Source organism: Rhodococcus ruber (assembly GCF_016804345.1).
In the GTDB taxonomy this organism is placed as follows: Bacteria; Actinomycetota; Actinomycetes; order Mycobacteriales; family Mycobacteriaceae; genus Rhodococcus; species Rhodococcus ruber.
In genome coordinates this window covers 1,474,914-1,500,705 of sequence record NZ_CP044211.1, presented here as the reverse complement: position 1 = coordinate 1,500,705, position 25,792 = coordinate 1,474,914, and the positions used below count along the sequence as shown (strand labels likewise).

Below are 25,792 nucleotides of genomic sequence, written 5' to 3'. Positions count from 1 at the left end.
ATGCCCGACGACGTTCCCGAAGGTTCGGCGCGGTCCAGCGCCACCGCGGAGCGGATCGGCGGACTCGCCGCCGACCGCGGCCTGACCGTCGCGTGCGCCGAGTCGCTCACCTCCGGCGCCCTGGCCGCGCGGCTCGGCGCGGCGCCGGGCAGCGCCGAGTGGTTCCGGGGCGGGGTCGTCGCCTACTCGCGGGACGTGAAGCACTCGCTGCTGCGGGTGCCGGAGGGTCCGGTGGTGTGCGAGTCCGCGGCGCGCGCCATGGCCGAGTCGACGGTCGACCTGCTCGGTGCCGACGTCGCGGTGGCGGTGACGGGCGCGGGCGGCCCGGACAGCCAGGACGGGCAGGAGCCGGGGACGGTGTGGTTCGGGGTGGCCGGGCGCGGGCCTACGCACGCCGAGGAGAAGTTCTTCCCGGGCGAGCCCGAGGAGGTGCTGGCCGAGACGGTCTTCCGTGCGCTCACTCTGCTCGCGGAGCGGGTGGGGCGCTGAGGGGGCCGGTGCCCGGCCGGGCGAGCAGCCGGGTGACGAGCGCGGTGACGAGTTGGTCCGGGGTGGCGTCGGCGCCGATCGAGGTGGTCAGCAGATCCAGCAGGAGCCCGTCGATCGCGAAGTGCAGCAGGGCGACGTCGAGCGCGGTGGCGGGTAGTCCTGCCGCATCGTTGAACTCGACGTCGAGCCGGTAGTTGCGGGAGAGCGTCGCGCCGAGCACCTCGGCGAGTCCGGGACTTCGGCGGGATTCGAGGCGCAGTTCCATCAGGGCGACGGTCAGGTCCGGCTGGGCGGTCGTGCGCTCGACGAGGTAGCGCATGTAGTCGACGTAGAGGTCGACATCCGGGGTCCGGCCGGCGAGCGACTCGAGCCGGTCCGGCTCGGGGGCGAGCCGCTCGAAGATCCGCGCGCCGAGGGCGCCGAGGAGTTCGTCCCGTGTCGGAAAGTAGTTCGCGCAGGTGCCCAGGGGCACCCCGGCTTCCCGGTCGACGGCGCGGTGGGTCAGCTTGCGGGCACCGTCCGCGCCGAGTACGCGCAGACCGGCGTCCGCGAGCTGGGCTCGGCGCTCCGGATTCGCTGCCACGGAAAAACCCTAGCACCGAACACAACACCTGTTGTAGTTTGACCACCACAGGTGTTGTAGTCGACGACGCGAGGAGCTTCCGTGCGAAAACTGACCTACTACGTGGCGACCACGCTCGACGGCTTCATCGCCGACCCGGCCGGGGGCTACGACTTCTTCCCCCTCGAAGGTGACCACGCGCACTACCAGGTGCAGGAGTTCCCCGAGACGATCCCGACGCCCGCCCGCGGGCCGCTCGGCATCGAGGGGCCGCCGAAACACTTCGACGCCGTCGTGATGGGCCGGCGCACGTGGGAGCCGGCCCGGGACGCCGGCTGGACGAGCGGCTACCGGCACCTGCAGCAGTACGTGTTCACCACGACGATGACGCAGGCGCCGGACGAGACGGTGACCCTCGTCGCGACCGACCCGCTCGAGTACGTGCGCGACCTCAAACAGCAAGACGGGCTGGGCATCTGGCTCTGCGGCGGCGGTTCGCTCGCCGGCGCGCTGCTGCCCGCGATCGACGAGCTGGTGCTCAAGGTCCACCCGATCGTCGCCGGGGACGGAATCCCGTTGTTCCGGCACGGTTTCGAGCCGCACCGCTTCGACCGTCTCGAGACGAGAACCTTCGACAGCGGAGTGACGGTGTGCCGCTTCGCGGCCGGTGTGCCTTTTGGGCGGTCCTGACCGCCCAAAAGGCACACCGGCGGCGCAGCCGCCTCCTAGAACCAGGTGGGCAGTACGTCGAGCGTGGTTCGGTCGAGGCTGTCGAGCAGATCGAACTGCGGACCGGTCTTCGGCAGTTCGAACGCGAAGAAGTACCGGGCGGCGGCGCGCTTACCGTCGTAGAAGTCGCCCTCCCGGGACCCGGCCGCGAGGAGCTGCTCGAGCCACATCCACGCGACGACCACGTGCCCGACGGCCTCGAGGTACACCGACGAATTGGCCAGCGCCAGTTCGGGATCGCCGGTACCCCACAGCCGGGCGGTGGTGGCGCCCACCCGCGTCACCGCCGCCTGCAACTGCTCGGCGTAGCGAGCCACGTCGCCGCCGGCCTGCGCACCACGCGCGACGGTGCGTCCGATCGTCTCGCCGAGCAGCGCCAGCCCCGCCCCGCCCCGCATGACCACCTTGCGCCCGAGCAGGTCCAGCCCCTGGATGCCGTGCGTGCCTTCGTGAATGGGGTTGAGGCGGTTGTCCCGGTAGTACTGCTCGACGTCGAACTCGCGGGTGTAGCCGTAGCCCCCGTGCACCTGGATCGCCAGGCTGTTCGCCTCGAGGCACCACTGCGACGGCCAGGACTTCGCGACGGGCGTGAGCATGTCCAGCAGCAGCCCGGCTCGGGCGCGCGCGTCCTCGTCCTCGGCGGTCTGCTGCTCGTCGACGAGCTGCGAGCAGTACAGCCCCAGCGCCAGTGCGCCCTCGACGTAGGCCTTCTGGGCGAGCAGCATCCGGCGTACGTCGGCGTGCTCGATCAGCGGTACGGGCGGGGACGACGGGTCCTTGTCGCCGAGGGGGCGGCCCTGGGTGCGGGTGCGGGCGTACTCGAGGGACTGCAGGTAGCCGGCGTAGCCGAGCGAGGTGGCGAGGAATCCCACGCCGATGCGGGCCTCGTTCATCATGTGGAACATGTACGACAGGCCCTTGTGCGGCTCGCCGAGCAGGTAGCCGACGGCGCCGGCGCGGCCCGCGGGGGTGAAGGTGCCGTCGCCGAAGTTCAGCAGCGTGTTGGTGGTGCCGCGGTTGCCCATCTTGTGGTTGAGGCCGACGAGGGCGACGTCGTTGCGCTCACCGAGCTGCCCGTCCGCGCCGACGAGGATCTTCGGGACGATGAACAGCGAGATGCCCTTGACCCCCGCCGGGCCGCCGGGGATCTTCGCAAGCACGAGGTGGACGATGTTCTCGGACAGTTCGTGGTCGCCGCCGGAGATCCACATCTTGGTGCCGGTGAGCCGGTAGCTGCCGTCGTCCTGCGGCACGGCCCTGGTGGTGATGTCCGCCAGCGACGAGCCGGCCTGCGGCTCGGACAGGCACATGGTGCCGAAGAACCGGCCCTCGAGCAGCGACGGCACGTACGTGGCGATCTGCTCCTCGCTGCCGTGGGTGGCGATGAGGTTGGCGTTGCCGACGGTGAGGAACGGATACGACGAGGTGCCTGCGTTGGCGGCCTGGAACCAGGCCATCGCCGCCCGCAGCACGGTGACCGGCAACTGCATGCCGCCGAGTTCCTCGTCGAAGGAGGAGCCGATGAGCCCGGCCTTGGCGAACAGCTCCAGGGCCGCCTTGACCTCGGGGATGATCTCGACCCTGCCGTCGGCGCCGATCCGAGGCTCCTGGGCGTCCGCCTTCTTGTTGTGCGGCGCGAAGTGCTTGGTAGCCAAGTCCGCACTGAGGTCGAGGACGGCGTCGAACGTCTCCCGCGAGTGCTCGGCGAACCGGCCGCGTGCGGTGAGCGACTCGACGTCCAGCCATTCGTAGAGCAGGAAGTCGAGGTCACGCCGGGACAGGACGGGAGCGGGCATGGAGGTTCCTTTCACAGGGCCGCAGATTCACTAAGCGCTCACTTAGTAGAGCAACGACGGTGCATGATGTCAACGGACCAGCACGGCGACGGAGAGAACCCAGCATGATCGACACGCCCATCACCGACGACCTCGCCGGCATCTTCACCGAGGTCGAATCCGACGTCGCGCGTCGTCTCATCGGCTCGGCCGTGGAGTCCTTCGCCCGCCGCGGCTACCACGCCACCACCACCCGTGACATCTCCGTCGGCGCCGGCCTGAGCCCGGCTGCGCTGTACGTGCACTTCAAGTCCAAGGAGGAGGTGCTGTTCGAGGTCAGCCGCATCGGGCACCAGCACGTCCTCGACGCCGTCGTCGCCGCCGCCGCCTCCGCCACCGATCCGGCCGGCCGGATGCGGGCGATCGTGGACGGCTTCGTCCGCACCCACGCGGTGCACCACACCGTCTGCCGGGTGTCGCAGTACGAACTGCACGCCCTCACCCCGGAGCACTACCGGACGATCGCCGCGATCCGCCGCGACACCGATGCGGTGATCCGCGCCGAGATCGAGCACGGCATCGCGGCCGGGGCCTTCGCCGTCCGGGACGTGCCGACCACCGCCCTGGCGATCCTGTCGCTCGGCATCGACGTCGCCCGCTGGTACCAGCCCGGCCGCATCGACGTCGACGCCCTGGCCGGCAACTACGTCGAGCTCGTCCTCGGCATGCTCGGCGCGGGCACAATGCAGGAGTGATCGAACCAGCCACCGTCCTCGTCGTCGACGACGACGAGGACGTCCTGTCCTCCCTGCAGCGGGGGCTGCGCCTGTCCGGCTTCGACGTGCTCACCGCCGCGACCGGGACACAGGCGCTCGAGGTCGTCGCGCGCCGGCGGCCGGACGCGATGGTGCTCGACATGAACATGCCGGTCCTCGACGGCACCGGGGTGGTCACCGCTCTGCGCTCGAACGGCAACGACATCCCGATCTGTGTGCTCAGCGCCCGCAGCACCGTCGGCGACCGCATCGCGGGACTCGAGTCCGGCGCCGACGACTACCTGACGAAGCCGTTCGTGCTCGCCGAGCTCGTGGCACGGATCCGGGCGATGCTGCGGCGCAGCGCGCCCGGCACCCCCGGCGCCGGCTCCGTCGTCCGGGCCGGCGGGCTCGAGCTCGACACCGCGGGCCGCCGAGCGCGCATCGACGGCACCGAGGTGGAGCTGACCAAGCGCGAGTTCGAACTGCTCGAGGTGCTCGCCCGCAACGCGGGCATCGTCCTGAGCCGCGACCGGCTGCTGGCCCTCGTGTGGGGCTACGACTTCGACGCGGACACCAACGTCGTCGACGTGTTCGTCGGGTACCTGCGCCGCAAACTCGAGGCCGGGGGGCGGCCGCGGCTGCTGCACACCGTGCGCGGGGTGGGCTTCGTGCTGCGGGATGCGGCGTGACGCACCGCTTCTCGCTGCGGGCGCGGGTCGCCGCGGCCACCGCGCTCGGCACCACGCTCGTCGTCGCGGTGCTGGGTGTGCTCGTCGCCCTGGCCATCACCCGGAACAACCTCGCGCAGCTCGACCGCCGCCTCGAGACGGCCACGCAGGTACTGGTCGCCAATGCCGGGACCGCCGGCCTGTTCCTGCCCGCGCTGGGTGACGCCGGAGCCTTCGCCGTCACCATCCGCACCGAATCCGGAGGGCTGCTCAGCAGCACCCCGACCGAACTACCCGCCCTCTCCCCCGGCGCCCACACCGTCGATCTCGGCGGCACCGCCTACCGGACGTACACCGCGCCGACCGACCGGCTGCCCTCGCTCCTGTCCGTCGCGGTGCCCTATGCCGAGGCGCAGGACATCACGACCGAGCAGCACCGGCAGCTCGCCGTCGCCGGTGCGATCGCCGTCGCGGTCGCGACGGCCCTCGGCTGGATCTTCGGGGGCCGCGCCGTGCGACCCCTGGTCGACCTCACCCGCCGGATCGTGGCCCGCGCACCCACCCTCGAGCCGCGGCGCTCCGGCATCCGCGAGGCCGACGAACTCGCTGCCGCAGCCGGCGACATGCTCAGCGACGTCGCCCGCGCCCAGGCCGCCACCGACGCCGCTCTCGCCACGGCGCGGGACTTCGCGGCCGCCGCCGCTCACGAGCTGCGGACCCCGCTGACCGCGATGCGCACCGACCTCGAGGTCCTCTCCACCCTGGACCCGGCCGGTGACGTCCTGAGCGACGAGGAACGCACCGAGATCCTCGGCGACCTCACCCGGATGCAGAGCCGTGTCGAATCCACGCTCGACGACCTCGAGCGGCTCGCCCGCGGTGATCTGTCCACCTCGCGGGACTTCGTGCCCACCGACCCGGTGGAGATCTGCGACGCCGCGGCCGCCGACGCGACGAGCCGGCATCCCGGCGTGCAGATCGAGGTGGTCGGCGAGACGGGGCGCGAGATCCGGGCGCTGCCGAGCGGGCTGCGGCTCGTCGTCGACAATGCCGTGGCCAACTCGGTACGGCACGGCCGCGCCCGCCGGATCCGGCTGGCGGTCACCGCCGACGGCACCGACACCGTGCTCACCGTCGACGACGACGGCCGCGGGGTGCCGGCCGGTGAGCGCGGCGCGGTGTTCGAACGGTTCCGCCGGGGCAGCGGCGCCGCCCGGGGCGGTTCGGGGCTGGGCCTGGCGCTCGTGGCGCAGCAGGCGGCGTTGCACGGCGGTACGGCGCGGCTAGAGGAGAGCCCGCTCGGCGGGGCGCGGCTGACGGTGCGGTTCGCCGCGGGGTGACCGTATTCCACCCCTCGGGTCCCTACGACACGGGACGGGGCGGGCGCAGGATCGTATGCATCCCCTCCACCGATCCCAGGAGATCCGAATGTCGAAGAGCCGCAAGCTGATCGTCACCGCCGCGCTGATCGCCCTGCCCGTCTTCGGCGGCGCCGGGACGGCGGCCGCGTCCTCGGACCACCACGACGACCACGATCGCCACGACCGTCGCGACCGTGGTTGCGCGATCACGCATTTCGACCGGAACGGCAAATTCCTGCGCACCGAGTTCCGCAGCCCCGGGTCCCGGTTCGACGGGCGGATCTGCCGCAGCGACGATCAGTGGCACTTCCTCGACAGCGGCGACATCGCCCCCACTCCCTTCGTCCGGCACTGACCCACCGGGACCCCCGGATGCGACGGAGCCCCGCAGCGCGAAAAGCGGTGCGGGGCTCCGGCCGTGCGCAGACCTACTCGGTGCCGAGGAGGTCGATGACGAAGACGAGGGTCTTGCCGCCGAGCGGGTGCCCGGACCCGGCCGGACCGTAGGCGAGCTGCGGGGGCACCGTCAGCTTGCGGCGACCGCCGACCTTCATGCCGGGGATGCCCTCCTGCCAGCCGGGAATGAGGCGGCCGAGCGGGAACTTGACGGACTCGCCGCGGGCGAACGACGAGTCGAACACGTCGTTCGTGTCGTACTCGACGCCGTGGTAGTGCACGTCGACGACCGCACCGGGCTGCGCCTCGGTGCCGTCACCGACGGTGATGTCCTCGATCACGAGTTCGGCGGGAGCCGGCCCGGTGGCCGGTTCGATCTCCGGCACCTCGGGCTTGGCCTCCACGTCGAGCAGGTCGATGACGAACACCAGGGTCTTGCCGGCGAGGCGGTGCCCCGAACCGGCCGGGCCGTACGCCATCTCCGGCGGGATCGTCAGCTGACGGCGGCCACCGACCCGCATGCCGGGGATGCCCTCCTGCCAGCCGGCGATCAGGCCGCTGAGCGGGAAGGTGATGGACTCGCCCCGGCTCCACGACGAGTCGAACTCCTCGCCGGAGTCGAACTCGACGCCGACGTAGTGGACCTCGACCTTGGCCCCGGGCGTCGCCTCGGCGCCGTCGCCGACGGTGAGGTCCTTGACGACCAGACCGGTCGGGGCGGGGCCTTCCTGGAATTCGATCTCGGGCTTGCTACTCATGTGTCGGTCTTCCGGTAGGGGACGGGTCAGCGCGCGTCGATGCTGCTGTAGTCGCGCTCGGTGTAACCGGTGTAGATCTGCCGCGGGCGGCCGATCTTGAGGCTCGGGTCGGAGTGCATCTCGCGCCAGTGCGCGATCCAGCCCGGCAGGCGGCCGAGCGCGAACAGCACCGTGAACATCCGGGTGGGGAAGCCCATCGCCCGGTAGATCAGGCCGGTGTAGAAGTCGACGTTCGGGTACAGCTTGCGCTCGATGAAGTAGTCGTCGGTGAGCGCGGCCTCCTCGAGGGCCTGCGCGATCTGCAGCAGATCGTCGTCGCCACCCAGCTTGGCGAGCAGGCTGTCGGCGGTCTTCTTCACGATCGCCGCGCGCGGGTCGTAGTTCCGGTAGACGCGGTGTCCGAAGCCCATGAGCTTGACGCCGTCTTCCTTGTTCTTGACCTTGCGGACGAACTCCTTGACGTCGCCGCCGCCGGTCTTGATCGCGTCGAGCATCTCGAGCACGGCCTGGTTGGCGCCGCCGTGCAGCGGGCCCCACAGCGCGTTGATGCCGCCGGAGATCGAGGTGAACAGGTTGGCGTCGGACGAACCGACGAGGCGCACCGTGGAGGTCGAGCAGTTCTGCTCGTGGTCGGCGTGCAGGATCAGCAGCATGTCGAGGGCCTGGGCGATCTCGGGATCGACCTGGTACGGCTCGGCCGGGAAACCGAAGGTCATGCGCAGGAAGTTCTCGACCAGGTTCAGCGAGTTGTCCGGGTACAGGAACGGCTGGCCGACCGACTTCTTGTAGGCGTAGGCCGCGATGGTCGGCAGCTTGGCCATCAGCCGGATGGTGGACAGCTCCACCTGCTCCGGGTCGTCGGGATCGAGCGCATCCTGGTAGTACGCCGAGAGCGCGTTGACGGCGCTGGAGACGACGGGCATCGGGTGCGCGTTGCGCGGGAAGCCGTCGAAGAAGCGCTTGAGATCCTCGTGCAGCAGCGTGTGCCGGCGGATCTTGTCGGTGAAGACCTCGAGCTGCTCCGCGGTGGGCAGCTCGCCGTAGATCAGCAGGTAGCTGACCTCGATGAAGGTGGACTTCTCCGCCAGCTGCTCGATGGGGTATCCGCGGTAGCGCAGGATGCCTTTCTCCCCGTCGATGAAGGTGATGGCCGACGTGGTGGAGGCGGTGTTGACGAAACCGGGGTCAAGGGTGGTGTACCCGGTCTCTGCAAGGAGCTTGCCCAGCTCGATGCCGTCGTTGCCTTCCGTCGCCTTGGCGATAGACATTGTGTGCTCGCCACCGGGGTAGCTGAGGGTGGGTCGGGTGTCATTCTCAGCGGGCACGAAGGATCCCTCTCAAGCTCAGATCAACGCGATTCTTCCGAACATTCACGTAGAACCTAGCCCTTGCGCAGGCCATGTGCCCAGGGAGGGTCCGTCGAAGGTCCCCGATCGGGCCGGCGCGGCGCCGCGCCGCGCGCACGCCGGAGCGTCCGAATGCCCCCTCCGGCACGGCGCTCACCTGCGTCGATATTGCATATCACGTTCCCGCCGCCGGCGCGGTGAGCACCCGTCCGCGTGTCCGGGCAGCGGCGCACCGGCGGTGCAGGATCCCGTCCTGCGGACGGCGGTGCAGGATCCCGTCCTGCGGACGGCGGTGCAGGATCCCGTCCTGCGGACGGCGGTGCAGGATCCCGTCATGCGGACGGCAGGGCGGTCAGGCCCCACCGACCCGTCCACGTCTGCCCGGGTTGCAGCACGACGAGATCGATGCCGAGGTTGAAGGCGTCCGGCGGGCACGTCATCGGTTCGAGCGCCAGCGCCCGCCCCCGTCCCGGATACTCGAGTTCGGGGACGGCGCCGGCGGTGAACACCTGCAGCCAGCCGAACTCGCGCCCGGCCCACAACCGCACCCCCCGCCCGTCCGGGCCCCGCAGGTCGTGCCGGGACCGGCCATCCACGTCCACGTCCAGCGCGCTGTACGGAAGGTCGAGCTCGACTCCGCGCAGCGGCCGCGGCGAGGTGAAGTCGAACTCGGTGCCCTCGACCGGCTGCGAGTACGCGTTCGGCAGTCCGCGCCCGGGATCGAGCGGCAGCCGGGTGCCGGCGGCCAGGCGGAGCGTGCACTCGTCGAGCGGCGCGGCGCCCGCCCGGACGTACGGATGCACGCCGAGCCCGAACGGCGAGTGGTAGCCGCCGATGTTGGTGGCGGTGTGCGTGACGGTGAGGCCGTCGTCGCCCACCTCGTGGGTCACGGTGAGCCGCAGCTGGTACGGCCACCCCTTGTGCAGTCCCACGTCCAGCTTCTGCTCGACGCGGAAGTCGTTGTGGGAAACCAGGACCCAGTCTCGATGCCAGGCGAATCCGTGCACCGCGTTGCCGCGTTCGGGTTCGGTGAGCGCGAGCTGATGCTCGATGCCGTCGAAGTAGAAGTGCCCGTCCCGGATGCGGTTCGGCCACGGGGCGAGCACCGTGCCGGAGCGCAGCGGGGGCCGCTCGTTCGCCGGCCAGCTCTCCGTCAGCGGGTACGGCCCGTCCGCCGATTCGTGCTCGAGTGCCCGCAGCGCCGCCCCAGAGCTGGACACCTCCGCGCGGTACCCACCCCTTCGGATCCGGTAGTTCGTCGGATCGGACATGGGCCCAGTGTCCCGCGGACGGGCGCGGCGGGTCGGGGATTCGACGATCACGGCGGCGACCTCGCCGATCGCGGTGGTGTCGCCGGGCCGGATCGGGCCGCCGGTGCGCCTCCGCGCCTACGATGACCGGATGCGACTGCGCCTCGGCCGCCCGGATCTCGCCGCCTACGCCGACCGGTTCGACGTCCCCGCCGCGACGGCGGCATCCCGCCCGGCCGTGACGTTCCTCGGGGTGTCCACCCTGCTCGTCGACGACGGCACCGACGCGCTGCTGACCGACGGCTTCTTCACCCGCCCGGGTCTCGGCGCCGTCGCGCTGGGCCGGCTCGCACCCGACCCGGCCCGGATCGACGCGTGCCTGACCCGGGCCGGCGCGACGCGGCTCGCGGCCGTCCTGCCCGTCCACAGCCACTTCGACCACGTGCTCGACTCCGCGGCCGTCGCCGAGCGGACGGGCGCGGTGCTCGTCGGCGGCGAATCGACGGCGAACGTCGGGCGCGGGCACGGCCTCCCACCGGAGCGGATCGTCGTCGCCACGCCCGGCGAGCCGCTGCGGTTCGGCGGGTTCACCGTCACGCTCGTCGCGTCCGAGCACTGTGCGCCGGACCGGTACCCGGGCACGATCGACGCGCCCGTCGTCCCGCCCGCGCGGGCCGGGAGCTATCGGTGCGGCGAGGCATGGTCGACGTTCGTCGCGCACGCCGACGGCCGGTCCCTGCTGATCCAGGGCAGCGCCGGTTTCCGGCCCGGGGCGCTGGCCGGCCGGCGCGCGGAGGTCGTCTATCTCGGCGTCGGCCAACTCGGGGTGCAGAGCGAGGAGTACATCCGCAGCTACTGGGCGGAGACCGTCGGCACGGTCGGAGCGCGAGGGGTGGTGCTCGTGCACTGGGACGACTTCTTCCGCCCGCTCGACCGGCCGCTGCGCGCGCTGCCCTACGCCGGGGACGATCTCGACGTCACCATGCGGGTCCTCGGCCGGCTCGCCGAGCGCGACGGGGTGGAGCTGCATCTGCCGCAGGTGTGGCGGCGCGAGGATCCGTGGCGGTGACGGATTTCCGTACCCGAGACCATCCGGGCACCCCGAGGGAGCAGGCGGTCCGGCCCCGATCGGTGAGAGGCGGGGACGGGTTCCGCGAATGTGCCGGTGGTCATCCGCCCGCAGTGTGAGTGGCCGCGAAGACGATGAACACCACGAACAGCGCCGCGATACCCAGGACCGCGCCCGCCAGGGCCTCCCCGTGGTTCGTCGCCGACCCCTTGTCCACCCGGTCCAGGCCGACCCAGCCGCACACCACCGCAGCCAGTCCCGCGGGGATCGTGACCAGATCACCGAGGAAGGGGACGAAGGCGCACCCTGCGGCGACGATGCCCGCGACGAGGGCTGCGGTCCCCGCTCCGTTGCGGTCCGGCGATCGGACGAGACGATTCGATGGCATACCGGCTCCCGCGTCAGGGTGTGCGATCACGTCCGTCCATCGTGCCCTGCCCGCGTGGATACCGCACGAGCTCCGGCTCGAACACCGCCGGGCCGACGGGCCCGGGGCACCGCCGTCTGCCGAGCGCCGCAACCGTTCGGTCACGAGGTCCTGGTGGCGACCAGCACCAAGCTGCGCCCGAGACCGAGACGTTCTTGTACCTGTGTCCACCGCCGCGCGCCGAGGACCCGGCGACCGAGCCCGCTCAGGTAGCGGTTGCGCATCAGCCCGACCCATCCCCGATCGCCACCCGGGGCACAGGTGTGCAGAGATCGCACCACGAACCGCGGCGCGAACAAGGCGCGCAGCCGGCGGCGTGACGGCCAGTTGCGGATCTGCCCGGGTCCGGGCGGGCGCAGGGCGCTGGTGCGGTTCCAGACCGTCGGGTTCTGGGTGGTGAGCACCACCGTGCCGTGCGGGACGAGCACCTCGGCGATCCGGTCGACGAACCGCGCCTGGTCCGGGACATGGGCAATAGTCTCCAGAGAGACCACCACGTCGTAGGTGCCGGGAAGCTCGAGGTGGAGGAAGTCGCCGCTGATCCATTCGATCTGCGGATCGCTCTCGCGCAGGTGTGTCAGCGCCTCGGAGGGCAGATCGACCGCGGTCACGTGCCCGAACGAGGTCAACAGCCGCGCCAGCCATCCGGTTCCGCAGCCCACCTCCAGGATGCGCAGGCCCGGTCCGGCCACCGATTCCACCGCCTCCAGTACGTGCGCGGCGCGTCGGATGTTGTCCGGGTCGGTGTCGCGTCCGGCGGCGTGACGTACCCAATCGGTCCAGAATTCGACCTGGGCGGCCATCGACGGGTCGGAATCCATGCCGGTGTCCCTCCGTCCTTCGGACGTTCCGCGGCGATCCCCGTCTGCGCACCGCCGTCGCGGCGAGGCGCTCACAGCTGACGGAAGATGCCTCCGACGTCACCGTACTGCGTTCCACTGCGGTCGGTGGACGGGTCAGTGGATCGTGCGGTCCACCCGGTACCGCACGAACGCGGGGAAGGCGAGCACACACACCAGCACACCGGCCACGACGAGGACCCCGCCGCCCGCCGCGGCGACCGCGGTGCCCACCAGCGCCGCCGCCCCGCCGTGCAGGACGTCGCCGATGCGGGGTCCGCCGGCGACGACGACGATGAACACGCCCTGCAGCCGGCCCCGCATCTCGTCGGTGGCGACGGACTGCAGCATCGTCGAGCGGAACGCCGCGGAGACCATGTCGACCGCGCCGCCGAACGCGAGGAACGCCAGGGCGATCCACAGCCACACCGCGGTGCCGCCCGGTTCGGCGAGGCCCACCGCAACGCCGAAGCCCACCATCGCCAGACCCCAGGCGACGATGCACACGATCACCGCGAGCCCCTGCCGGCGCACCCGTGGCAACCAGCCGGAGAACACCCCGCCGAGCACCGCACCGACCGACATCGCAGCGAACAGCAGCCCGAGCGCGAACCCGCCCTCGGCGGGGTCGCCGAACGAGTCGTGCGCGATCTGCGGGAACAGGGCCCGCGGCATGCCGAACACCATCGCGACGATGTCGACGACGAACGAGGCGAGCAGGATCTTCTGGGTGGAGAGGTAACGGAACCCGTCGAGCACCTCGCGCAGGCCGGCACGCCGAGCCTGCCCGGTCGGCGGGATCGGCGGCAGCGCGAGCACCGCCCACAGGGTCGCGAGCAGTGCGACGGTGTCGATCAGGTACAGGGTGGGCAGACCGAGCACGGGGATCAGGGCGCCCGCGAGCAGCGGCCCGGCGATCGCCCCGAATTGCATCACCGTCATGTTCAGCGAATTGGCGGCGGCCAGTTGGCCGTTCGGGATGAGCCGCGGGATCACCGCGCCGCGGGTGGGCTGATTGACCGCGAAGCAGGCCTGCTGCAGCGACAACAGCACCAGCACCAGCCACACGTTCGCCAGGCCCGCGGCGGCCTGCGCCCACAGCAGCAGCGACGTCACGCCCATGCCGAGCGTGGTGAATGTGAGCAGCCGGCGCCGGTCCATCACGTCGGCCAACGCACCGCCCCACAGCCCGAACACCACGAGCGGGACGAGGGCGAACACACCGGTCAGACCCACGTACGCCGAGCTGCGGGTGATCTCGTAGATCTGTTGCGGCACCGCGACGACGCTGAGCTGGGCGCCGACGACCGTGACGATGCCGGCGGTCCACAACCGACGGTAGTCGCGGTTCTCGAGCGGCGTGGTGTCGGCGAGCAGCCGCCTCACGGCTGCAGACGCTCGGTGAGCCACCGCCCGTCGACCAGCCGGGTCCGCACCCGGTTGTGCAGACGGTTGGGCCGGCCCTGCCAGAACTCGACTGACTCGGGGCGGATCCGCAGTCCACCCCAGTGCGGCGGCACCGGGATCTCGGCGTCCATGCCGTAGCGCTCGGCGACCTCGACGAGCGCATGCTCGAGCGCCGCCCGGGACTCGATCGGCCGGGACTGCTGCGAGGCCCACGCGCCGAGGCGGGAGCCGCGAGGCCGGGAGTGCCAGTACTCGGCGGTCTCCTGCGCGCCGACCCGCTCGACGGGCCCGCGGACGGTGACCTGGCGGAAGATCGGGACCCAGGTGAACGTGGCCGACGCATAGGGCGTCGCGGCGAGTTGCCGGCCCTTGTCGGAGTCGTAGTTGGTGAAGAAGGCGACCCCGTCCGCGTCGACTCCCTTGCACAGCACGGTGCGGGTCACGGGCCGACCGTGCTCGTCGACGGTGCCGAGGACCATCGCATTCGGTTCGGGCAGTCCTGCCGCGGCGGCGTCGAGGAGCCAGCGGCGCAGCACCGGCAGCCAGCCGTCGGTGAGCCACTCGGGTTCGAGATCCTCGTCGACGGCGGACGCGCCCTGAGGGCCGGCAGGGGTGTAGTCGACACGCATCGACGCCAGATCGGCGTGCTCGTCCGCACTCGGAGGCAGCCCCTCGGCGTTCTCGGCGCCGGGCCGTGGATCGGTGGACACGATGCTGGACACTACTCCCGGGTATCCGGGCGCCGATCCTCCCGCCCGGGGGACTACAGTCGCACCGACGAACGGAGTGGGGCGCCGATCACATCCGCCGAGTCCCGCTTCACCGGCAGTGCTGCCCGGACCGGGTTGCACCGAACGAGGAGAGCCCAACCGTCATGGCATCGCGCGCGTCTGTACCCGAGGATTTCGTCGCCGGCCTCGAAGGCGTGGTCGCCTTCACCAGTGATATCGCCGAACCCGACAAGGACGGCGGTTCGCTGCGCTACCGCGGCGTCGACATCGAGGATCTCGTCACGCGCGGGGTCACGTTCGGGGACGTGTGGGCCCTGCTGGTCGACGGCAGGTTCGGCCAGGGCCTGCCCCCGGCCGAGCCGTTCCCGCTGCCGATCCACACCGGCGACGTCCGTGTCGACGTCCAGGCCGGCCTGGCGATGCTCGCCCCCATCTGGGGCTTCGAGCCGCTGCTCGACATCGACGACGCCACCGCGCGGGAGAACCTCGCCCGCGCCGCCGTGATGGCCCTGTCGTACGTCGCGCAGTCCGCGCGCGGCATCTATCAGCCCGCCGTGCCGCAGAAGCGCATCGACGAGGCCGCGACCGTCACCGAGCGGTTCATGGTGCGGTGGAAGGGCGAACCCGACCCGGCCCACGTCGCCGCGATCGACGCGTACTGGGTCTCGGCCGCCGAGCACGGCATGAACGCCTCCACCTTCACCGCCCGCGTCATCGCCTCCACCGGCGCCGACGTCGCCGCCGCGCTGTCCGGTGCGGTCGGCGCGATGTCCGGCCCGCTGCACGGTGGGGCCCCGGCACGCGTGCTGCCGATGATCGAGGAGACCGAGCGCAGCGGCGACGCCCGCGCGCTGGTCAAGGGCATCCTCGACCGCAAGGAGAAGCTGATGGGCTTCGGGCACCGCGTCTACCGCGCCGAGGACCCCCGCGCGCGGGTGCTGCGCGACACCGCGAAGCGACTGAACGCGCCGCGCTACGAGGTCGCCGCCGCCCTCGAGCAGGCCGCCCTCGCCGAGCTGCGCGAGCGTCGCCCCGACCGGGCCATCGAGACCAACGTCGAGTTCTGGGCCGCGGTGATCCTCGACTTCGCCGAGGTCCCGGCCGCGATGATGCCGGCGATGTTCACCTGCGGCCGCACCGCCGGCTGGTGCGCGCACATCCTCGAGCAGAAGCGCCTGGGCAAGCTGGTGCGCCCGGCCGCGATCTACACCGGCCCGGACGCCCGCAGCCCGGAGAGCGTCGAGGGCTGGGATTCGATCACCCACAACTGATCCACCGAGCCGGACGGACGGGTCCCCGCACCGGGTGCCCGTCCGTCCGGCCGACCGGCGGGGGCCGTCTAGACTACCGGTGCACTCGTTCCTCGACGTTTAGGACACGCATACCGATGGCTGACGCTACACCGATCATTCCCGCCGATCTCAAGCCCGCCGACGGCCGCTTCGGCTGCGGTCCCTCCAAGGTTCGCCCCGAGCAGCTGCAGTCCCTGGTCGAGGTCGGTGCCTCGGTGTTCGGTACCAGCCACCGGCAGAAGCCCGTCAAGGACGTCGTCGCCCGCATCCGCTCGGGACTGCGCGAGCTGTTCGCCCTGCCCGACGGCTACGAGGTGGTGCTCGGCAACGGCGGCACCACCGCGTTCTGGGACGCCGCGGCGTTCGGCCTGATCCGGGAGAAGTCGCAGCACTTCACCTACGGCGAGTTCTCGTCGAAGTTCGCCACGGTCGCCAAGAAGAACCCGCTGATCGGTGACCCGATCGTGGTGGACAGCGCGCCGGGAACCGCACCGGAGATAGTCGCCGACGGATCGGCCGACCTCATCGGCTGGGCCCACAACGAGACCTCGACCGGTGTCGCGGTGCCGGTCACCCGCCCGGCCGGCTCCGAGAACGCCTTGATCGCCATCGACGCGACGTCCGGCGCCGGCGGCCTGCCCGTCGCCGCGGAGGACTTCGACGTCTACTACTTCGCGCCGCAGAAGTGCTTCGCCGCCGACGGTGGCCTGTGGATCGCCCTGATGAGCCCGGCCGCGCTGGCGCGGGTGGACGAGATCAAGGCCTCGGGCCGCTTCACTCCCGAGTTCCTGTCGCTGCCGATCGCCGTCGACAACAGCACGAAGGATCAGACGTACAACACCCCCGCGGTGGGCACGCTGCTGCTGCTGGCCGACCAGATCGAGTGGATGAACGGCAACGGCGGCCTGGCCTGGACGACGGCCCGGACCGCGGACTCGTCGTCGCGGCTGTACGCGTGGGCCGAGGCCTCCGAGTACGCCACCCCGTTCGTCGCCGATCCGGCGCTGCGCTCCCAGGTGGTCGGCACCGTCGACTTCGCCGACTCGGTCGATGCCGCGCAGGTTGCGAAGATCCTGCGCGCCAACGGGATCGTCGACACCGAGCCCTACCGCAAGCTGGGCCGCAACCAGCTCCGCGTCGGCATGTTCCCGGCAATCGACCCCGACGACGTCACCGCGCTGACCAAGTGCATCGACTGGGTGGTCGACCGGATGTAGATCGGTCGCTCGACCGTGAGGACGGGGTCGGATCCGGGTCGGGTCCGGCCCCGTTCGCCGTCCCGGAGCCTTCCCGAACTCTCGACAACGAGTCGAGACTTTCGGGGAAACCTTGGACAATAGCGCCACGTCGGCGGATTCGTGCCACCGGGCCCCCGGCGTGTCGGCGTGTCCTGCTCCGCAGGCATCACGAGTCCGTTACAGTCGGGCGGGTCAATCGCGATTCCCCGCGAGGAGGTCATGGTGCGAGAGCTTCGAGTGGTCGGCCTCGAGCCCGACGGAACGCACGTCGTGCTCGCCGATCCCGAAAACGGCGACAGATTCCGCATCCCGATCGACGACACGCTCCGCGCCGCCTCCCGTGGTGATCTCGCCCGCCTCGGGCAGATCCAGATCGAGACCGCCAGTCAGCTGCGACCCCGCGAGATCCAGGCCCGCATCCGCTCCGGCGCATCCGTCGAGCAGGTCGCCGAGGAGGCCGGGATCCCGCTCGCGAAGGTGGAGCGGTTCGCCTACCCGGTGCTGCTCGAGCGCTCCCGCGCGGCGGAGATGGCTCAGCAGGGTCATCCGGTGCGTCCGGACGGCCCGGCCGTGCACACCCTCGCCGAGATCGTCGCCCAGGCGTTCCGGGCACGCGGGCACAGCATCGACGCCGCCACCTGGGACGCGTGGCGCGACGACGAGGGTCACTGGGTGGCCCAATTGCAGTGGGACGCCGGCCGGTCCACCAACGCCGCGCACTGGCGCTACCAGCCCGACGCCCACGGCGGGACGATCCTCCCGCTCGACGACACCGCCACCGAGCTGATCGATCCGGACTGCGGGCGGCCGCTGCGCTGCCTCACACCGGTGTACACGGCGCGCGATGTCGACGACACCGGCGACAACGACGGGTCCGAGCGGGAGGACGTCGTCGCCGAGACGATCACCCTCGATCCGCCGCCCGCGGTCATCGACGCCGAAGTCGAGGAGGTCCGTCCCGCGGCGGCGCGCCTGCCCGAGCCCGACGTGGAGGAGGACCGGCCGAAGCTGGCGCCGCAGCAGAATCCGGGTAAGGACAAGCGCGGCAAGCCCGCCCTCCCCTCGTGGGACGACGTGCTGCTCGGCGTGCGCAGCAACGGGCGCGGCTGAGGACCGGACCCACCGATGGCGGCCGCGACGGTGTCGACCATCTGGTACGTCGACGCCCCCGACCCCGGCGAGGTGCTGCGCGATGCGCGGGCCGACTGCACGACCGCCCACGCTCTCGTCGGACGGCTGCATCCGGGACTGTCGTCCGAGCCGCTGGGCCGGGTGCCGCTCGCGCAGGCCGCAGCCGGGGCGGCCGGCCGGGTCTACGTGGGCAGCTTCCCCGGGGTGACGGTGGTGTGCAGCCCGGACCTTGCGGCGACGCGTCCGTCGCAGCTGCCCGAACGCTGGAGGCACACCGTCGCGTCCGAGAACACCTATCTCGTCGTGTCGGATCCCACCGGGGCGCGGGGCGCCGTCGGTGCCTGGCGGCGCGGCACGCCGCGACGAGCGTTCGACGCCACGCCCGTCGCCATCACCGAGGACGACGGGCTGCCGTTCGTGTGGGAGCGGCCGTTCTGGGGCGGCGAGTTCCCCATCCGCTGGCCGCTGGATGTACTGCCCCACCCCGAGGCGTTGCCGTTCCACCCCCGCCGGTTCGCCGAGGCCGCCAACGCGGCGTGGCTCGGGTTCCGTTACACGGCCCGCGCCGCCGGCGAGCTCGACCCCCACGAGATCGAGGTGTGGGACTTCGCGTTGTACCGCGACGGCGAGCGGCCACCCGCCGACCGGGACGCACCGGGCGCCCGGCCCGCGCGACGGCGGTGGTGGCCGCGGCGGATCTCCGCGCCCGGCCGCGCACTGCCCGGCCGTACGCGCGCGGAATAACCGGTGCGCCTGGCAGATTCGTTCGCGGCCGTGGATCCGCTCAGAACGCCGCCGCGGCGAGCAGGACGATCCAGCCGACCGGGACACCGGCGGCGACGCCGGCGGCGATCCACCGCCACAGCGGCACCCGACGCCACCACCACAGGGTGGGGGCGATCCCGGCCGCGGCGACGAGGTTGACGATCACCACGAGCAGGGGGTGCACGCGCCCGAGTTCGAGCCCGAACGCCACGATCGTCACCACCGTGACGGCGAGGGCGAAACCCGTCAGCGTCAGTCCCGTCGACCACGGTGTCGACGGGGCGCGCGGGGGCGCGATCACCGCGGGATCCGTACCCGCTCGTAGAACGCCATCGCCGCGGCCGTGGCGACGTTGAGCGAGTCGGTGCCCGGGGCCATCGGAATGCGGGCCCGCACGTCCGTCGCGCGCATCGCGTGCTCGGTCAGCCCCGGACCCTCGGCACCGAGGAGCAGCGCGACCTTCTCCCCCGTCATCGCCTCGGCCAGCGGCACGGCCTCGGGATTCGGAGTGAGCGAGATGAGCTGGAAGCCGCGCGCCCGCAGCAGGTCCAGATCGTCCGGCCACGTTTCGACGTGCGCGAACGGCACTCGCAGGACATGACCCATCGAGACCCGCACCGACCGCCGGTACAGCGGGTCGGCGCAGCCCTTGCCGAACACGACGGCGTCGACACCGAGGCCGGCGGCGTTGCGGAACATCGAGCCGAGGTTCTCGTGGTCGTTGACATCCTCGAGCACCGCCACCGTGGTGGCCTTCTCGAGGACGTCGTCGAGGGCGAGCGCCGGCGGCCGGTGCGCCACGGCGAGCACCCCGCGGTTGAGGTGGAAGCCGACGACCTCGGCCATGACCTCGGCCGAGGTGCGGTAGAACGGCACGTCGACGTCGCGCAGGTCGTCGGCGAGTTCACCGAGACGACGATCCACCCCGAGCAGGCTGCCGGGTGTGAATCGCGAATCGAGCATCCGCTGGACGACGAGCACGCCCTCCGCGATCACCAACCCCTTGCCGGCCGGCAGGTCGGGCCGGCGATCCGCCGAGTTGAGGTCTCGGAAGTCGTTCAGCCGGGGGTCGGCGGGATCCTCGATGTCGACGATGTGCACCACGCCGTCGATTCTCCCAGGCCACGTCCCGGGCTCGTCAGCGGGTTCGCCGGGCACATCCCGGCCACGAGGACCGGGATCGGCTCACTCCGCTTCGCTGACCAGCTTGTTGATGATCTCCACCGCGTCCCCGAGCGTGGCGAGGCTGGCCTCGTCCAAGGTGGCGAGGCGTTCGGTCAGCCACGCCTCCCGGGCCTGCTGCTCGTCGATCAGCAGTGCCCGGCCCGCGTCCGAGAGCGAGACGATGACCTGCCGGCCGTCCGTGGGATGCGGGGTCCGTTCGACGAGCCCGATCTCGTCGAGCGAGGCGATCACCCGCGTCATGGACGGCGGCTGGACCTTCTCGCGTGCGGCCAGCGCACCGGGGGTCATCGCTCCCTCCTGCCTCAGCGTGGTCATGGCCGACAGCTGAGTCAGGGACACCCGGGAATCGGAGCGCCGCCCCCGCAAATGGCGCGTCAGGCGCACGACTGCCAACGAGAGGTCGCCAGCGAGCGTGCGATGTTCCGATGTCATGGCGTGCACAATACGGGACCGACCGGACACATCGCGCCGCATGTCAGGTGAGCAGTTCGGTGATCGGGTCCACCGCGAAGTAGGCGACGAACAAGCCTGCCACCACCCACAGCAGCGGATGCACCGTCCGCGCCTTTCCGGCCGCGGCGTGCAGGACGACCCACGTGATGAAGCCGACGCCGATGCCGTTGGCGATCGAGTAGGTGAACGGCATGACGACGATCGTGAGGAACGCGGGCAGTGCGATGGCGAACTGGGTGAAGTCGATGTCGCGGACCTGCCCGATCATGAGGGCGCCGACCACCACGAGAGCCGGGGCGGCGGCCTCGACCGGCACCATCTCGTAGAGCGGGGTGAGGAACATCGCGGCGAGGAACAGCACGCCGGTCACCACGTTCGCGAGACCGGTGCGCGCACCCTCGGCGATGCCGGAGGCGGACTCGACGAACACCGTGTTCGACGACGCGGATCCCACACCACCGGCGACGGCACCGGTGCCCTCGACGACGAGGGCACGGCCGATGCCGGGCAGGTTGCCGTTCTTGTCGGTGAGCCCGGCTTCCTTGCCGAGGCCGGTCATCGTGCCCATCGCGTCGAAGAAGTTGGCCAGGACGAGTGTGAACACGAGCAGTGTCGCGGCGATCACGCCGATCCGGGTGAACGCGCCGAAGAGGTCGACGTTGCCCACCAGGCTCAGATCCGGCACGCCGGCCACCTTGTCGGGCACCTCCGGGGTGCTCAGGTTCCAGCCCTTCGGGTCGGTGCCCTGCGACGGCCCGACGCCGGCGACCGCCTCGACGATCGCGGCCACCACCGTGGTCGCGACGATGCCGATGAGCAGACCGCCGGGCACCCGGCGCACGACGAGCACCCCCATCAGCAGCACGCCGAACACGAACACCGCGGTCGGCCACGACGCGATCGAACCGTCGATGCCCAGCCCGACGGGGACGGTGGTGCCGGCCGCGTCCGGCAGGCGGCGCACGAATCCGGCGTCGACCATGCCGATCAGGGCGATGAACGCACCGATACCGGCCGCAATGGCCGCCTTCAGCTCGGGCGGGATCGCGTTGAACACGGCGGTGCGGAAACCGGTGACGGCGAGGATCACGATGATGATGCCGTCGATCACCACGAGGCCCATCGCCTCGGGCCAGGTGACCTGGGGCGCGATGGTGACCGCCAGCAGGGTGTTGATGCCCAGGCCGGCCGCGATGGCGAACGGATAGTTGGCGACGATGCCGAAGACGATGCTCATCAGTCCGGCCACCAGCGCGGTGACGGCCGCGACCTGGTTGACCGGCAGGATGTTGCCGAGCACGTCGACCTTGGCCGTGGCGTCGTCCGGGGAGAAGCTGCCCAGGATCAGCGGATTGAGCACCACGATGTAGGCCATCGCGACGAACGTGACGACACCACCGCGCACCTCCCGCGAGACCGTCGATCCCCGTTCGGTGATCTTGAAGTAGGTGTCGAGGAAGGAGGTGCCGACCGCCGTGCCGGACTTCCGCTCTGAGGATTGGGCCATATCGACTTCCGCTCTGGGGTGGGGGCTGCGTCGCAACGGGAGATTATTGCAACCGGGCTGGACTAGCCTGAAATCGTGAACGACGCACGCACGATCGCCGAGCGGACCCGGCGCCTCGCCGATCCCCGCGCCGCACTGGCGATCGGCACGGCGCTGTGGACGGTGGCGACGATCGTCGTGCTCGTCGCGGACGAGCGGTGGTCGGCCGCACTGCCCGTGTGTGTAGCCGGAATCATCGTGGGACTCTTGGGATTCACCCTGTTCCTCGTGCAGCGCCGGGCCGCACGGCTGGGCCGGCGCGGCGCTCAGGTCGGACTGGACTGACGAGAGGGCGCGTGCCGCCCGGCGTCACGGCCGTGGTGACAGCCGGGACTGCACCCGCGTGATCAACCCCACCCACAGCAACGCCCACAACGACCCCAGCACCCACCCGGCGACGACGTCGGTCAGCCAGTGCGCCGCGAGGTAGACCCGCGAGAGCCCGACCGCGAGCGTGTAGGCGCCGAGAGCGCAGTACGCCACGAGGGCCCCGTGGCTGCCGGGCGGCGACCGCCGGGCGATCACGACGGCGAGCACCGTCGCCAGCATCGCGGTCATCATGGCGTGACCGGACGGGAACGAGTGGGTGGTCAGTTCGACGAGGCGTTCGGGCTGCGGGGGGCGTTCCCGGCCGAACTGCAGCTTGAGCAGGCTCATCAGCGGCCAGCCCGTGAGGATCGTCGCGGACAGCAGCAGCGCATCGTCGCGGCGGCCCGCGCGCAGCATCAGCACCGTCAGCACCGCCGTGACGACGGCGATCGCGGTCATGCCTCCCGAGTGGGTGACGACGGTGACCAGGGCGGTCAACGCGGGTTCGCGCAGGTCCACCACCCCCTCGAGGGTCGTCGTGTCGATACTCATCGCGGCTCCGCCGGCGCGAGCGCCGCGACGGCGGCGGCCAGTCCCGATGCGGTGCAGTGCGTCGTGCCGCTGCCGTCCACCCACCACGCGACCTCGTGCTCGCCGGTGACCGCGCCCGAGCAGCGCACGGTCAGCCGCTCGTGCACGACGAGCGGTCCGCGCGGCACCGTCCGCCCCGCGACGGCCGCGGCGAGCACCGCGGCCGGCTCGTTCCGCCATTCGGTCGCGCGCCCCGGGCCGGTGACATGGCCGGACACCTCGGCCGAGGCGAGGGGCACGTCGAGGAGGTCGGCGAGGACCGGCGCGGCCGGCAGGGTGCCGAGCACGAGCCGGTCGGCGGGGATCACGGCGGCGAGCCAGGGCCGGTCCAGGACCAGTGCGTGCGCGGCATCGACGGTCGTCCCGGCGAGGCTGCGGACGGCGTCGGGCAGGTGCAGGTCGTCGAGGTCGAGTACGCCGGCGGCGCTCGCCGCGGCCAGGGCGGCGTGGGTGTGGACGGTGACGACCGGGACGGGGATGCGGTCGGGATCGGCCAGGAGGTCGAGGAGCAGCGCGGCCGCCTCCGTGCTCTCGACGTCCGTCGCGGCCAGACACGCCCGCAGACGGTCCGCGTCCGGGTGCGGGCAGGGGTCGAGCAGCCCGGCGAACGCGTCGTCGTCGGGGGCGCGCAGGTGCCCGAGCGTCCGGCCGTCCAGCGTCGCGAAGGTGCGCAGCCACCAGGCGGTGTAGCCACGGCGATCGTCGAGGACCGCGGCGGTGCCGGGATCGGCGACGAGGAGCGACAGGGCCCGGTCCCAGCACGCGTCGTCGACCAGGTCGAGATCGCGCACGGCCACGAGCAGGTCGGGGTCCCCGTCGAGGGTTTCCCACCACTGTTCCTCGTCGGGCAGGTCGTGATCGGGACCGGTGGGCAGTTCGGCGCGCAGCACGGTGAAACCCCATCCGACACCGACCGCCCGCAGCGCGTCGGCGTCGTACCGTTCGACCACCTGCGGGTCGAGGGTGGCGAACGGCGCGTCCGGCACCAGCACCTCGGCGAGGGGTGCCCCCGGCAGCAGCAGTTCGTCGGCGGGCACGAGTTCACCGTCGACGTCGGGCAGCAGCAGCGCTCCGAGCTCCCGGGGCACCGCCGCGGCCGGTACCTGTGCGGCCAGCCGGAGTACGACGTCCGCCAGTTCGGTCGTCGCCTCGCAGTCCGCGGCGTCGACGTCCTCGACCGCCGCGAGCAGCGCCGGATCCGCGAGCAGATCCGCCGCCGTGACCGTGCCGGCGCCGAGCCGGGTGAGCAGCGGATGTGCGGCGTCGGGATGCACGAGACGCACCCACGGCAGCCGTAGATGCCCGACGTCCGTGCCCAGCACGGTGGTCCGCGGCCCGGTCACGGTGCGCCCGTCCGACAGCGGGACCGGGATCGCGGCGAGTTCCTCGGCGACCACGGCGTCGACGACCAACGGGGTGAGCGCCTCGTACAGCCGGTACCACCATGCGGGTTCACGCTCGACGCCGGCGAGCAGTTCGGCGATCCGCGCCGGCCCGAGCCGGTGCACGTCGACGGCGCCGAGCGCCGCCGCGTGCCGCGGCCCGCACAGATCGGGCCGGATCAGGCCGGGCACGACGTCGGCGAGGACACCGGCGAGCTCGTCGGTCAGACCGGTCAGTGCGGTGGCGCGGTCCGGGAGCAGATCGTCGCCGCCGTCGGCGGGGGGCAGCCACGGATGCGCGCGCAACTCCTGCAGCACGGCCTCCCGCAGCAGCGCGTCGACCTCGCTGCGCGCGAAACCGGGAACCGGAACCATCGACGGCCGGTGCCGCGGGGGCAGGGCCGCGACGAAGTCGGCGTAACCGCGGACGAGCCCGGCCACCGGGGCGCCGGGGAGCAGGCGGCGCCGGTCGGGTTGCATCGGCACGTCGGCGATCACCAGCGCGGGCAGCGAGAGTTCCTCGTCCGAGCGGGTGGGGGCACGCAGCACGTCCTGGGACACCGGCACCGGCACCCCGTCGACGACCGGAACGAGCCAGCGGGCGTGCGGGCCCGTGTACTCCCACCAGGTCCGCTCGCCGACGGCGACGACACGCAGCCCGGACTCGGTGTCGGTGCAGGTGCGGGTGAACGTGCGAGCGCCGACCGTGACGGTGGTCAGGGCGGGCAGTTCGAGGAGCAGGTCGACGGCCTCCGCGGCGAACCCGTCGAGCAGCGCGTCGGCGTCGATGCCGGCACGCAGCCGCAGCACCACCTCGGTGTCCCAGCCCGGCGCGGGTGGTGCGGGAACCGGCCAGGCGAGACGCAGCACCGGGATGCCGGATTCCGGGACGGGCAGGTCGCGGTCGGCGAGGGCGTCCCGGGTGCGTGCGGCGGAGAAGCGGATCGAGCCGGAACGCGAACGGATCTCGATGTCCGCGCTGACCGCGGCGACGGCGGTGAACCCGACCCCGAACCGGCCGACCCCGCCCGTCTTGCTCGACGCGCGCAGGGCCGTCAGCGCCTGCACGCCGGCCTCGTCGAGCACCGCGCCGGTGTTCGCGACGTGCAGGTCGTCGCCGTCGCGCCACAGGCACAGCACCCCCGGCACGCCCGCGCGCGCGGCCGCGTCGGCCGCATTCTGCGCGAGTTCGGTCAGCACCCGGTCCCGGTAGCCGGCCCGGACGAGGTCGGCCTCGGTGGCGGCGTCCTCCCGCAGCCGGGTCGGGGACGATGCCCAGGCCAGCAGGGTGCCCTCGCGCAGCCCCGCTGTCCCGAAGGGGTCGGGGCGCGGCAT

At 71.8% G+C, this 25,792-nt stretch carries 27 protein-coding genes and 1 pseudogene; 12 read left to right on the top strand and 16 right to left on the bottom strand.

What is annotated here, in order from left to right; all coding sequences use genetic code 11:
• Positions 1 to 489: a CinA family protein gene (locus F1734_RS07030; protein WP_064065845.1), complete on the top strand. Its 489-nt coding sequence runs from the start codon at positions 1 to 3 to the stop codon at positions 487 to 489.
• Here F1734_RS07030 and F1734_RS07025 read toward each other — a convergent pair.
• Positions 458 to 1,072 carry a TetR/AcrR family transcriptional regulator gene (locus tag F1734_RS07025; RefSeq protein ID WP_010593131.1) on the bottom strand — a complete coding sequence of 205 codons (615 nt, stop codon included), beginning with the start codon at positions 1,070 to 1,072 and terminating at the stop codon, positions 458 to 460. The two genes, F1734_RS07030 and F1734_RS07025, sit on opposite strands and share 32 nt — an antisense overlap.
• Before the next feature lie 81 nt (positions 1,073 to 1,153).
• Between F1734_RS07025 and F1734_RS07020 the strand changes: the two genes are divergently transcribed.
• Entirely contained in the window at positions 1,154 to 1,741 is a 588-nt protein-coding gene (locus tag F1734_RS07020) for a dihydrofolate reductase family protein (RefSeq protein ID WP_017679381.1), read from the top strand.
• 35 nt (positions 1,742 to 1,776) lie between these two features.
• On the opposite strand, the gene F1734_RS07015 is transcribed toward F1734_RS07020, so the two are convergent.
• Positions 1,777 to 3,576, bottom strand: coding sequence for an acyl-CoA dehydrogenase (locus F1734_RS07015; RefSeq protein ID WP_203011466.1), 1,800 nt, complete (start codon positions 3,574 to 3,576; stop codon positions 1,777 to 1,779).
• Positions 3,577 to 3,680: 104 nt separating this feature from the next.
• Between F1734_RS07015 and F1734_RS07010 the strand changes: the two genes are divergently transcribed.
• The 4 genes from F1734_RS07010 (at position 3,681) to F1734_RS06995 (ending at position 6,697) form a co-directional block, all read left to right on the top strand.
• Positions 3,681 to 4,310, top strand: a complete 630-nt coding sequence (locus tag F1734_RS07010) for a TetR/AcrR family transcriptional regulator (protein WP_017679379.1) — start codon at positions 3,681 to 3,683, stop codon at positions 4,308 to 4,310.
• A complete protein-coding gene (locus F1734_RS07005; RefSeq protein WP_017679378.1) occupies positions 4,307 to 5,002 on the top strand; it encodes a response regulator transcription factor in 696 nt (231 codons plus the stop codon). Before F1734_RS07010 ends, F1734_RS07005 begins: the two co-directional genes overlap by 4 nt.
• A complete protein-coding gene (locus F1734_RS07000; RefSeq protein WP_017679377.1) occupies positions 4,999 to 6,321 on the top strand; it encodes a sensor histidine kinase in 1,323 nt (440 codons plus the stop codon). Before F1734_RS07005 ends, F1734_RS07000 begins: the two co-directional genes overlap by 4 nt.
• A gap of 88 nt (positions 6,322 to 6,409) precedes the next feature.
• Complete coding sequence (locus F1734_RS06995; RefSeq protein WP_010593137.1) at positions 6,410 to 6,697, top strand: hypothetical protein; 288 nt, start codon at positions 6,410 to 6,412, stop codon at positions 6,695 to 6,697.
• 73 nt (positions 6,698 to 6,770) lie between these two features.
• On the opposite strand, the gene F1734_RS26225 is transcribed toward F1734_RS06995, so the two are convergent.
• From F1734_RS26225 to F1734_RS06980, 4 genes and pseudogenes are all read right to left on the bottom strand, one after another.
• Entirely contained in the window at positions 6,771 to 7,124 is a 354-nt protein-coding gene (locus tag F1734_RS26225; RefSeq protein ID WP_371851027.1) for an FKBP-type peptidyl-prolyl cis-trans isomerase, read from the bottom strand.
• Positions 7,125 to 7,145: 21 nt separating this feature from the next.
• Positions 7,146 to 7,496, bottom strand: a pseudogene (locus F1734_RS26220) (FKBP-type peptidyl-prolyl cis-trans isomerase); the annotation flags it as partial.
• A gap of 26 nt (positions 7,497 to 7,522) precedes the next feature.
• On the bottom strand, positions 7,523 to 8,821 hold the full coding sequence (locus tag F1734_RS06985) for a citrate synthase (RefSeq protein ID WP_040274279.1): 1,299 nt from the start codon (positions 8,819 to 8,821) through the stop codon (positions 7,523 to 7,525).
• A 353-nt stretch (positions 8,822 to 9,174) separates the two neighbouring features.
• A complete protein-coding gene (locus F1734_RS06980; protein ID WP_203011465.1) occupies positions 9,175 to 10,113 on the bottom strand; it encodes an aldose 1-epimerase family protein in 939 nt (312 codons plus the stop codon).
• A 130-nt stretch (positions 10,114 to 10,243) separates the two neighbouring features.
• Between F1734_RS06980 and F1734_RS06975 the strand changes: the two genes are divergently transcribed.
• Positions 10,244 to 11,161, top strand: coding sequence for an MBL fold metallo-hydrolase (locus F1734_RS06975; RefSeq protein WP_203011464.1), 918 nt, complete (start codon positions 10,244 to 10,246; stop codon positions 11,159 to 11,161).
• A gap of 100 nt (positions 11,162 to 11,261) precedes the next feature.
• Here F1734_RS06975 and F1734_RS06970 read toward each other — a convergent pair whose 3' ends face one another.
• The 4 genes from F1734_RS06970 to pdxH form a co-directional block, all read right to left on the bottom strand.
• Positions 11,262 to 11,549 (bottom strand): hypothetical protein, encoded by a 288-nt coding sequence (locus F1734_RS06970; protein WP_203011463.1) that lies wholly within the window; start codon positions 11,547 to 11,549, stop codon positions 11,262 to 11,264.
• 140 nt (positions 11,550 to 11,689) lie between these two features.
• Positions 11,690 to 12,409: a class I SAM-dependent methyltransferase gene (locus tag F1734_RS06965; RefSeq protein WP_203011462.1), complete on the bottom strand. Its 720-nt coding sequence runs from the start codon at positions 12,407 to 12,409 to the stop codon at positions 11,690 to 11,692.
• A 135-nt stretch (positions 12,410 to 12,544) separates the two neighbouring features.
• Positions 12,545 to 13,813: an MFS transporter gene (locus tag F1734_RS06960; protein ID WP_203011461.1), complete on the bottom strand. Its 1,269-nt coding sequence runs from the start codon at positions 13,811 to 13,813 to the stop codon at positions 12,545 to 12,547.
• Positions 13,810 to 14,502 carry a pyridoxamine 5'-phosphate oxidase gene (gene pdxH, locus F1734_RS06955; protein WP_026137453.1) on the bottom strand — a complete coding sequence of 231 codons (693 nt, stop codon included), beginning with the start codon at positions 14,500 to 14,502 and terminating at the stop codon, positions 13,810 to 13,812. Before pdxH ends, F1734_RS06960 begins: the two co-directional genes overlap by 4 nt.
• Positions 14,503 to 14,708: 206 nt before the next feature.
• Between pdxH and F1734_RS06950 the strand changes: the two genes are divergently transcribed.
• From F1734_RS06950 to F1734_RS06935, 4 genes are all read left to right on the top strand, one after another.
• Positions 14,709 to 15,836, top strand: coding sequence for a citrate synthase 2 (locus tag F1734_RS06950; RefSeq protein WP_017679370.1), 1,128 nt, complete (start codon positions 14,709 to 14,711; stop codon positions 15,834 to 15,836).
• 116 nt (positions 15,837 to 15,952) lie between these two features.
• On the top strand, positions 15,953 to 17,074 hold the full coding sequence (gene serC, locus F1734_RS06945; RefSeq protein WP_010593989.1) for a phosphoserine transaminase: 1,122 nt from the start codon (positions 15,953 to 15,955) through the stop codon (positions 17,072 to 17,074).
• A gap of 243 nt (positions 17,075 to 17,317) precedes the next feature.
• Positions 17,318 to 18,205 carry a septation protein SepH gene (sepH, locus tag F1734_RS06940; protein WP_192811070.1) on the top strand — a complete coding sequence of 296 codons (888 nt, stop codon included), beginning with the start codon at positions 17,318 to 17,320 and terminating at the stop codon, positions 18,203 to 18,205.
• A 15-nt stretch (positions 18,206 to 18,220) separates the two neighbouring features.
• Positions 18,221 to 18,970: a DUF6928 family protein gene (locus F1734_RS06935; protein WP_048772342.1), complete on the top strand. Its 750-nt coding sequence runs from the start codon at positions 18,221 to 18,223 to the stop codon at positions 18,968 to 18,970.
• A gap of 40 nt (positions 18,971 to 19,010) precedes the next feature.
• Here F1734_RS06935 and F1734_RS06930 read toward each other — a convergent pair whose 3' ends face one another.
• The 4 genes from F1734_RS06930 to F1734_RS06915 form a co-directional block, all read right to left on the bottom strand.
• Positions 19,011 to 19,292, bottom strand: coding sequence for a DUF2537 domain-containing protein (locus F1734_RS06930; RefSeq protein ID WP_010593986.1), 282 nt, complete (start codon positions 19,290 to 19,292; stop codon positions 19,011 to 19,013).
• Positions 19,289 to 20,095, bottom strand: coding sequence for a TrmH family RNA methyltransferase (locus tag F1734_RS06925; protein ID WP_203011460.1), 807 nt, complete (start codon positions 20,093 to 20,095; stop codon positions 19,289 to 19,291). The genes F1734_RS06930 and F1734_RS06925 overlap by 4 nt, the downstream gene beginning before the upstream one ends.
• 81 nt (positions 20,096 to 20,176) lie before the next feature.
• Positions 20,177 to 20,608, bottom strand: a complete 432-nt coding sequence (locus tag F1734_RS06920; RefSeq protein WP_010593984.1) for an Rv0880 family HTH-type transcriptional regulator — start codon at positions 20,606 to 20,608, stop codon at positions 20,177 to 20,179.
• Positions 20,609 to 20,651: 43 nt separating this feature from the next.
• Positions 20,652 to 22,136 (bottom strand): NCS2 family permease, encoded by a 1,485-nt coding sequence (locus tag F1734_RS06915; protein WP_010593983.1) that lies wholly within the window; start codon positions 22,134 to 22,136, stop codon positions 20,652 to 20,654.
• A 75-nt stretch (positions 22,137 to 22,211) separates the two neighbouring features.
• Between F1734_RS06915 and F1734_RS06910 the strand changes: the two genes are divergently transcribed.
• Positions 22,212 to 22,460 (top strand): DUF2530 domain-containing protein, encoded by a 249-nt coding sequence (locus F1734_RS06910; protein WP_010593982.1) that lies wholly within the window; start codon positions 22,212 to 22,214, stop codon positions 22,458 to 22,460.
• 24 nt (positions 22,461 to 22,484) lie between these two features.
• On the opposite strand, the gene F1734_RS06905 is transcribed toward F1734_RS06910, so the two are convergent.
• Both F1734_RS06905 and F1734_RS06900 read right to left on the bottom strand, forming a co-directional pair.
• Complete coding sequence (locus F1734_RS06905) at positions 22,485 to 23,120, bottom strand: phosphatase PAP2 family protein (protein ID WP_010593981.1); 636 nt, start codon at positions 23,118 to 23,120, stop codon at positions 22,485 to 22,487.
• The gene (locus tag F1734_RS06900; protein ID WP_048772345.1) at positions 23,033 to 25,792 is read right to left on the bottom strand and encodes a sacsin N-terminal ATP-binding-like domain-containing protein; all 2,760 of its coding nucleotides are present in this window, start codon (positions 25,790 to 25,792) and stop codon (positions 23,033 to 23,035) included. Before F1734_RS06900 ends, F1734_RS06905 begins: the two co-directional genes overlap by 88 nt.

Coding starts and splice junctions, on each gene's coding strand:
- F1734_RS07030 (WP_064065845.1), top strand. CDS start 1: ATGCCCGACGACGTTCCCGAAGGTTCGGCGCGGTCCAGCGCCACCGCG.
- F1734_RS07015 (WP_203011466.1), bottom strand. CDS start 3,576: ATGCCCGCTCCCGTCCTGTCCCGGCGTGACCTCGACTTCCTGCTCTAC.
- F1734_RS07010 (WP_017679379.1), top strand. CDS start 3,681: ATGATCGACACGCCCATCACCGACGACCTCGCCGGCATCTTCACCGAG.
- F1734_RS06995 (WP_010593137.1), top strand. CDS start 6,410: ATGTCGAAGAGCCGCAAGCTGATCGTCACCGCCGCGCTGATCGCCCTG.
- F1734_RS06980 (WP_203011465.1), bottom strand. CDS start 10,113: ATGTCCGATCCGACGAACTACCGGATCCGAAGGGGTGGGTACCGCGCG.
- F1734_RS06975 (WP_203011464.1), top strand. CDS start 10,244: ATGCGACTGCGCCTCGGCCGCCCGGATCTCGCCGCCTACGCCGACCGG.
- F1734_RS06970 (WP_203011463.1), bottom strand. CDS start 11,549: ATGCCATCGAATCGTCTCGTCCGATCGCCGGACCGCAACGGAGCGGGG.
- F1734_RS06965 (WP_203011462.1), bottom strand. CDS start 12,409: ATGGATTCCGACCCGTCGATGGCCGCCCAGGTCGAATTCTGGACCGAT.
- F1734_RS06950 (WP_017679370.1), top strand. CDS start 14,709: ATGGCATCGCGCGCGTCTGTACCCGAGGATTTCGTCGCCGGCCTCGAA.
- serC (WP_010593989.1), top strand. CDS start 15,953: ATGGCTGACGCTACACCGATCATTCCCGCCGATCTCAAGCCCGCCGAC.
- F1734_RS06935 (WP_048772342.1), top strand. CDS start 18,221: ATGGCGGCCGCGACGGTGTCGACCATCTGGTACGTCGACGCCCCCGAC.
- F1734_RS06920 (WP_010593984.1), bottom strand. CDS start 20,608: ATGACATCGGAACATCGCACGCTCGCTGGCGACCTCTCGTTGGCAGTC.
- F1734_RS06915 (WP_010593983.1), bottom strand. CDS start 22,136: ATGGCCCAATCCTCAGAGCGGAAGTCCGGCACGGCGGTCGGCACCTCC.
- F1734_RS06900 (WP_048772345.1), bottom strand. CDS start 25,792: ATGCCGCGCCCCGACCCCTTCGGGACAGCGGGGCTGCGCGAGGGCACC.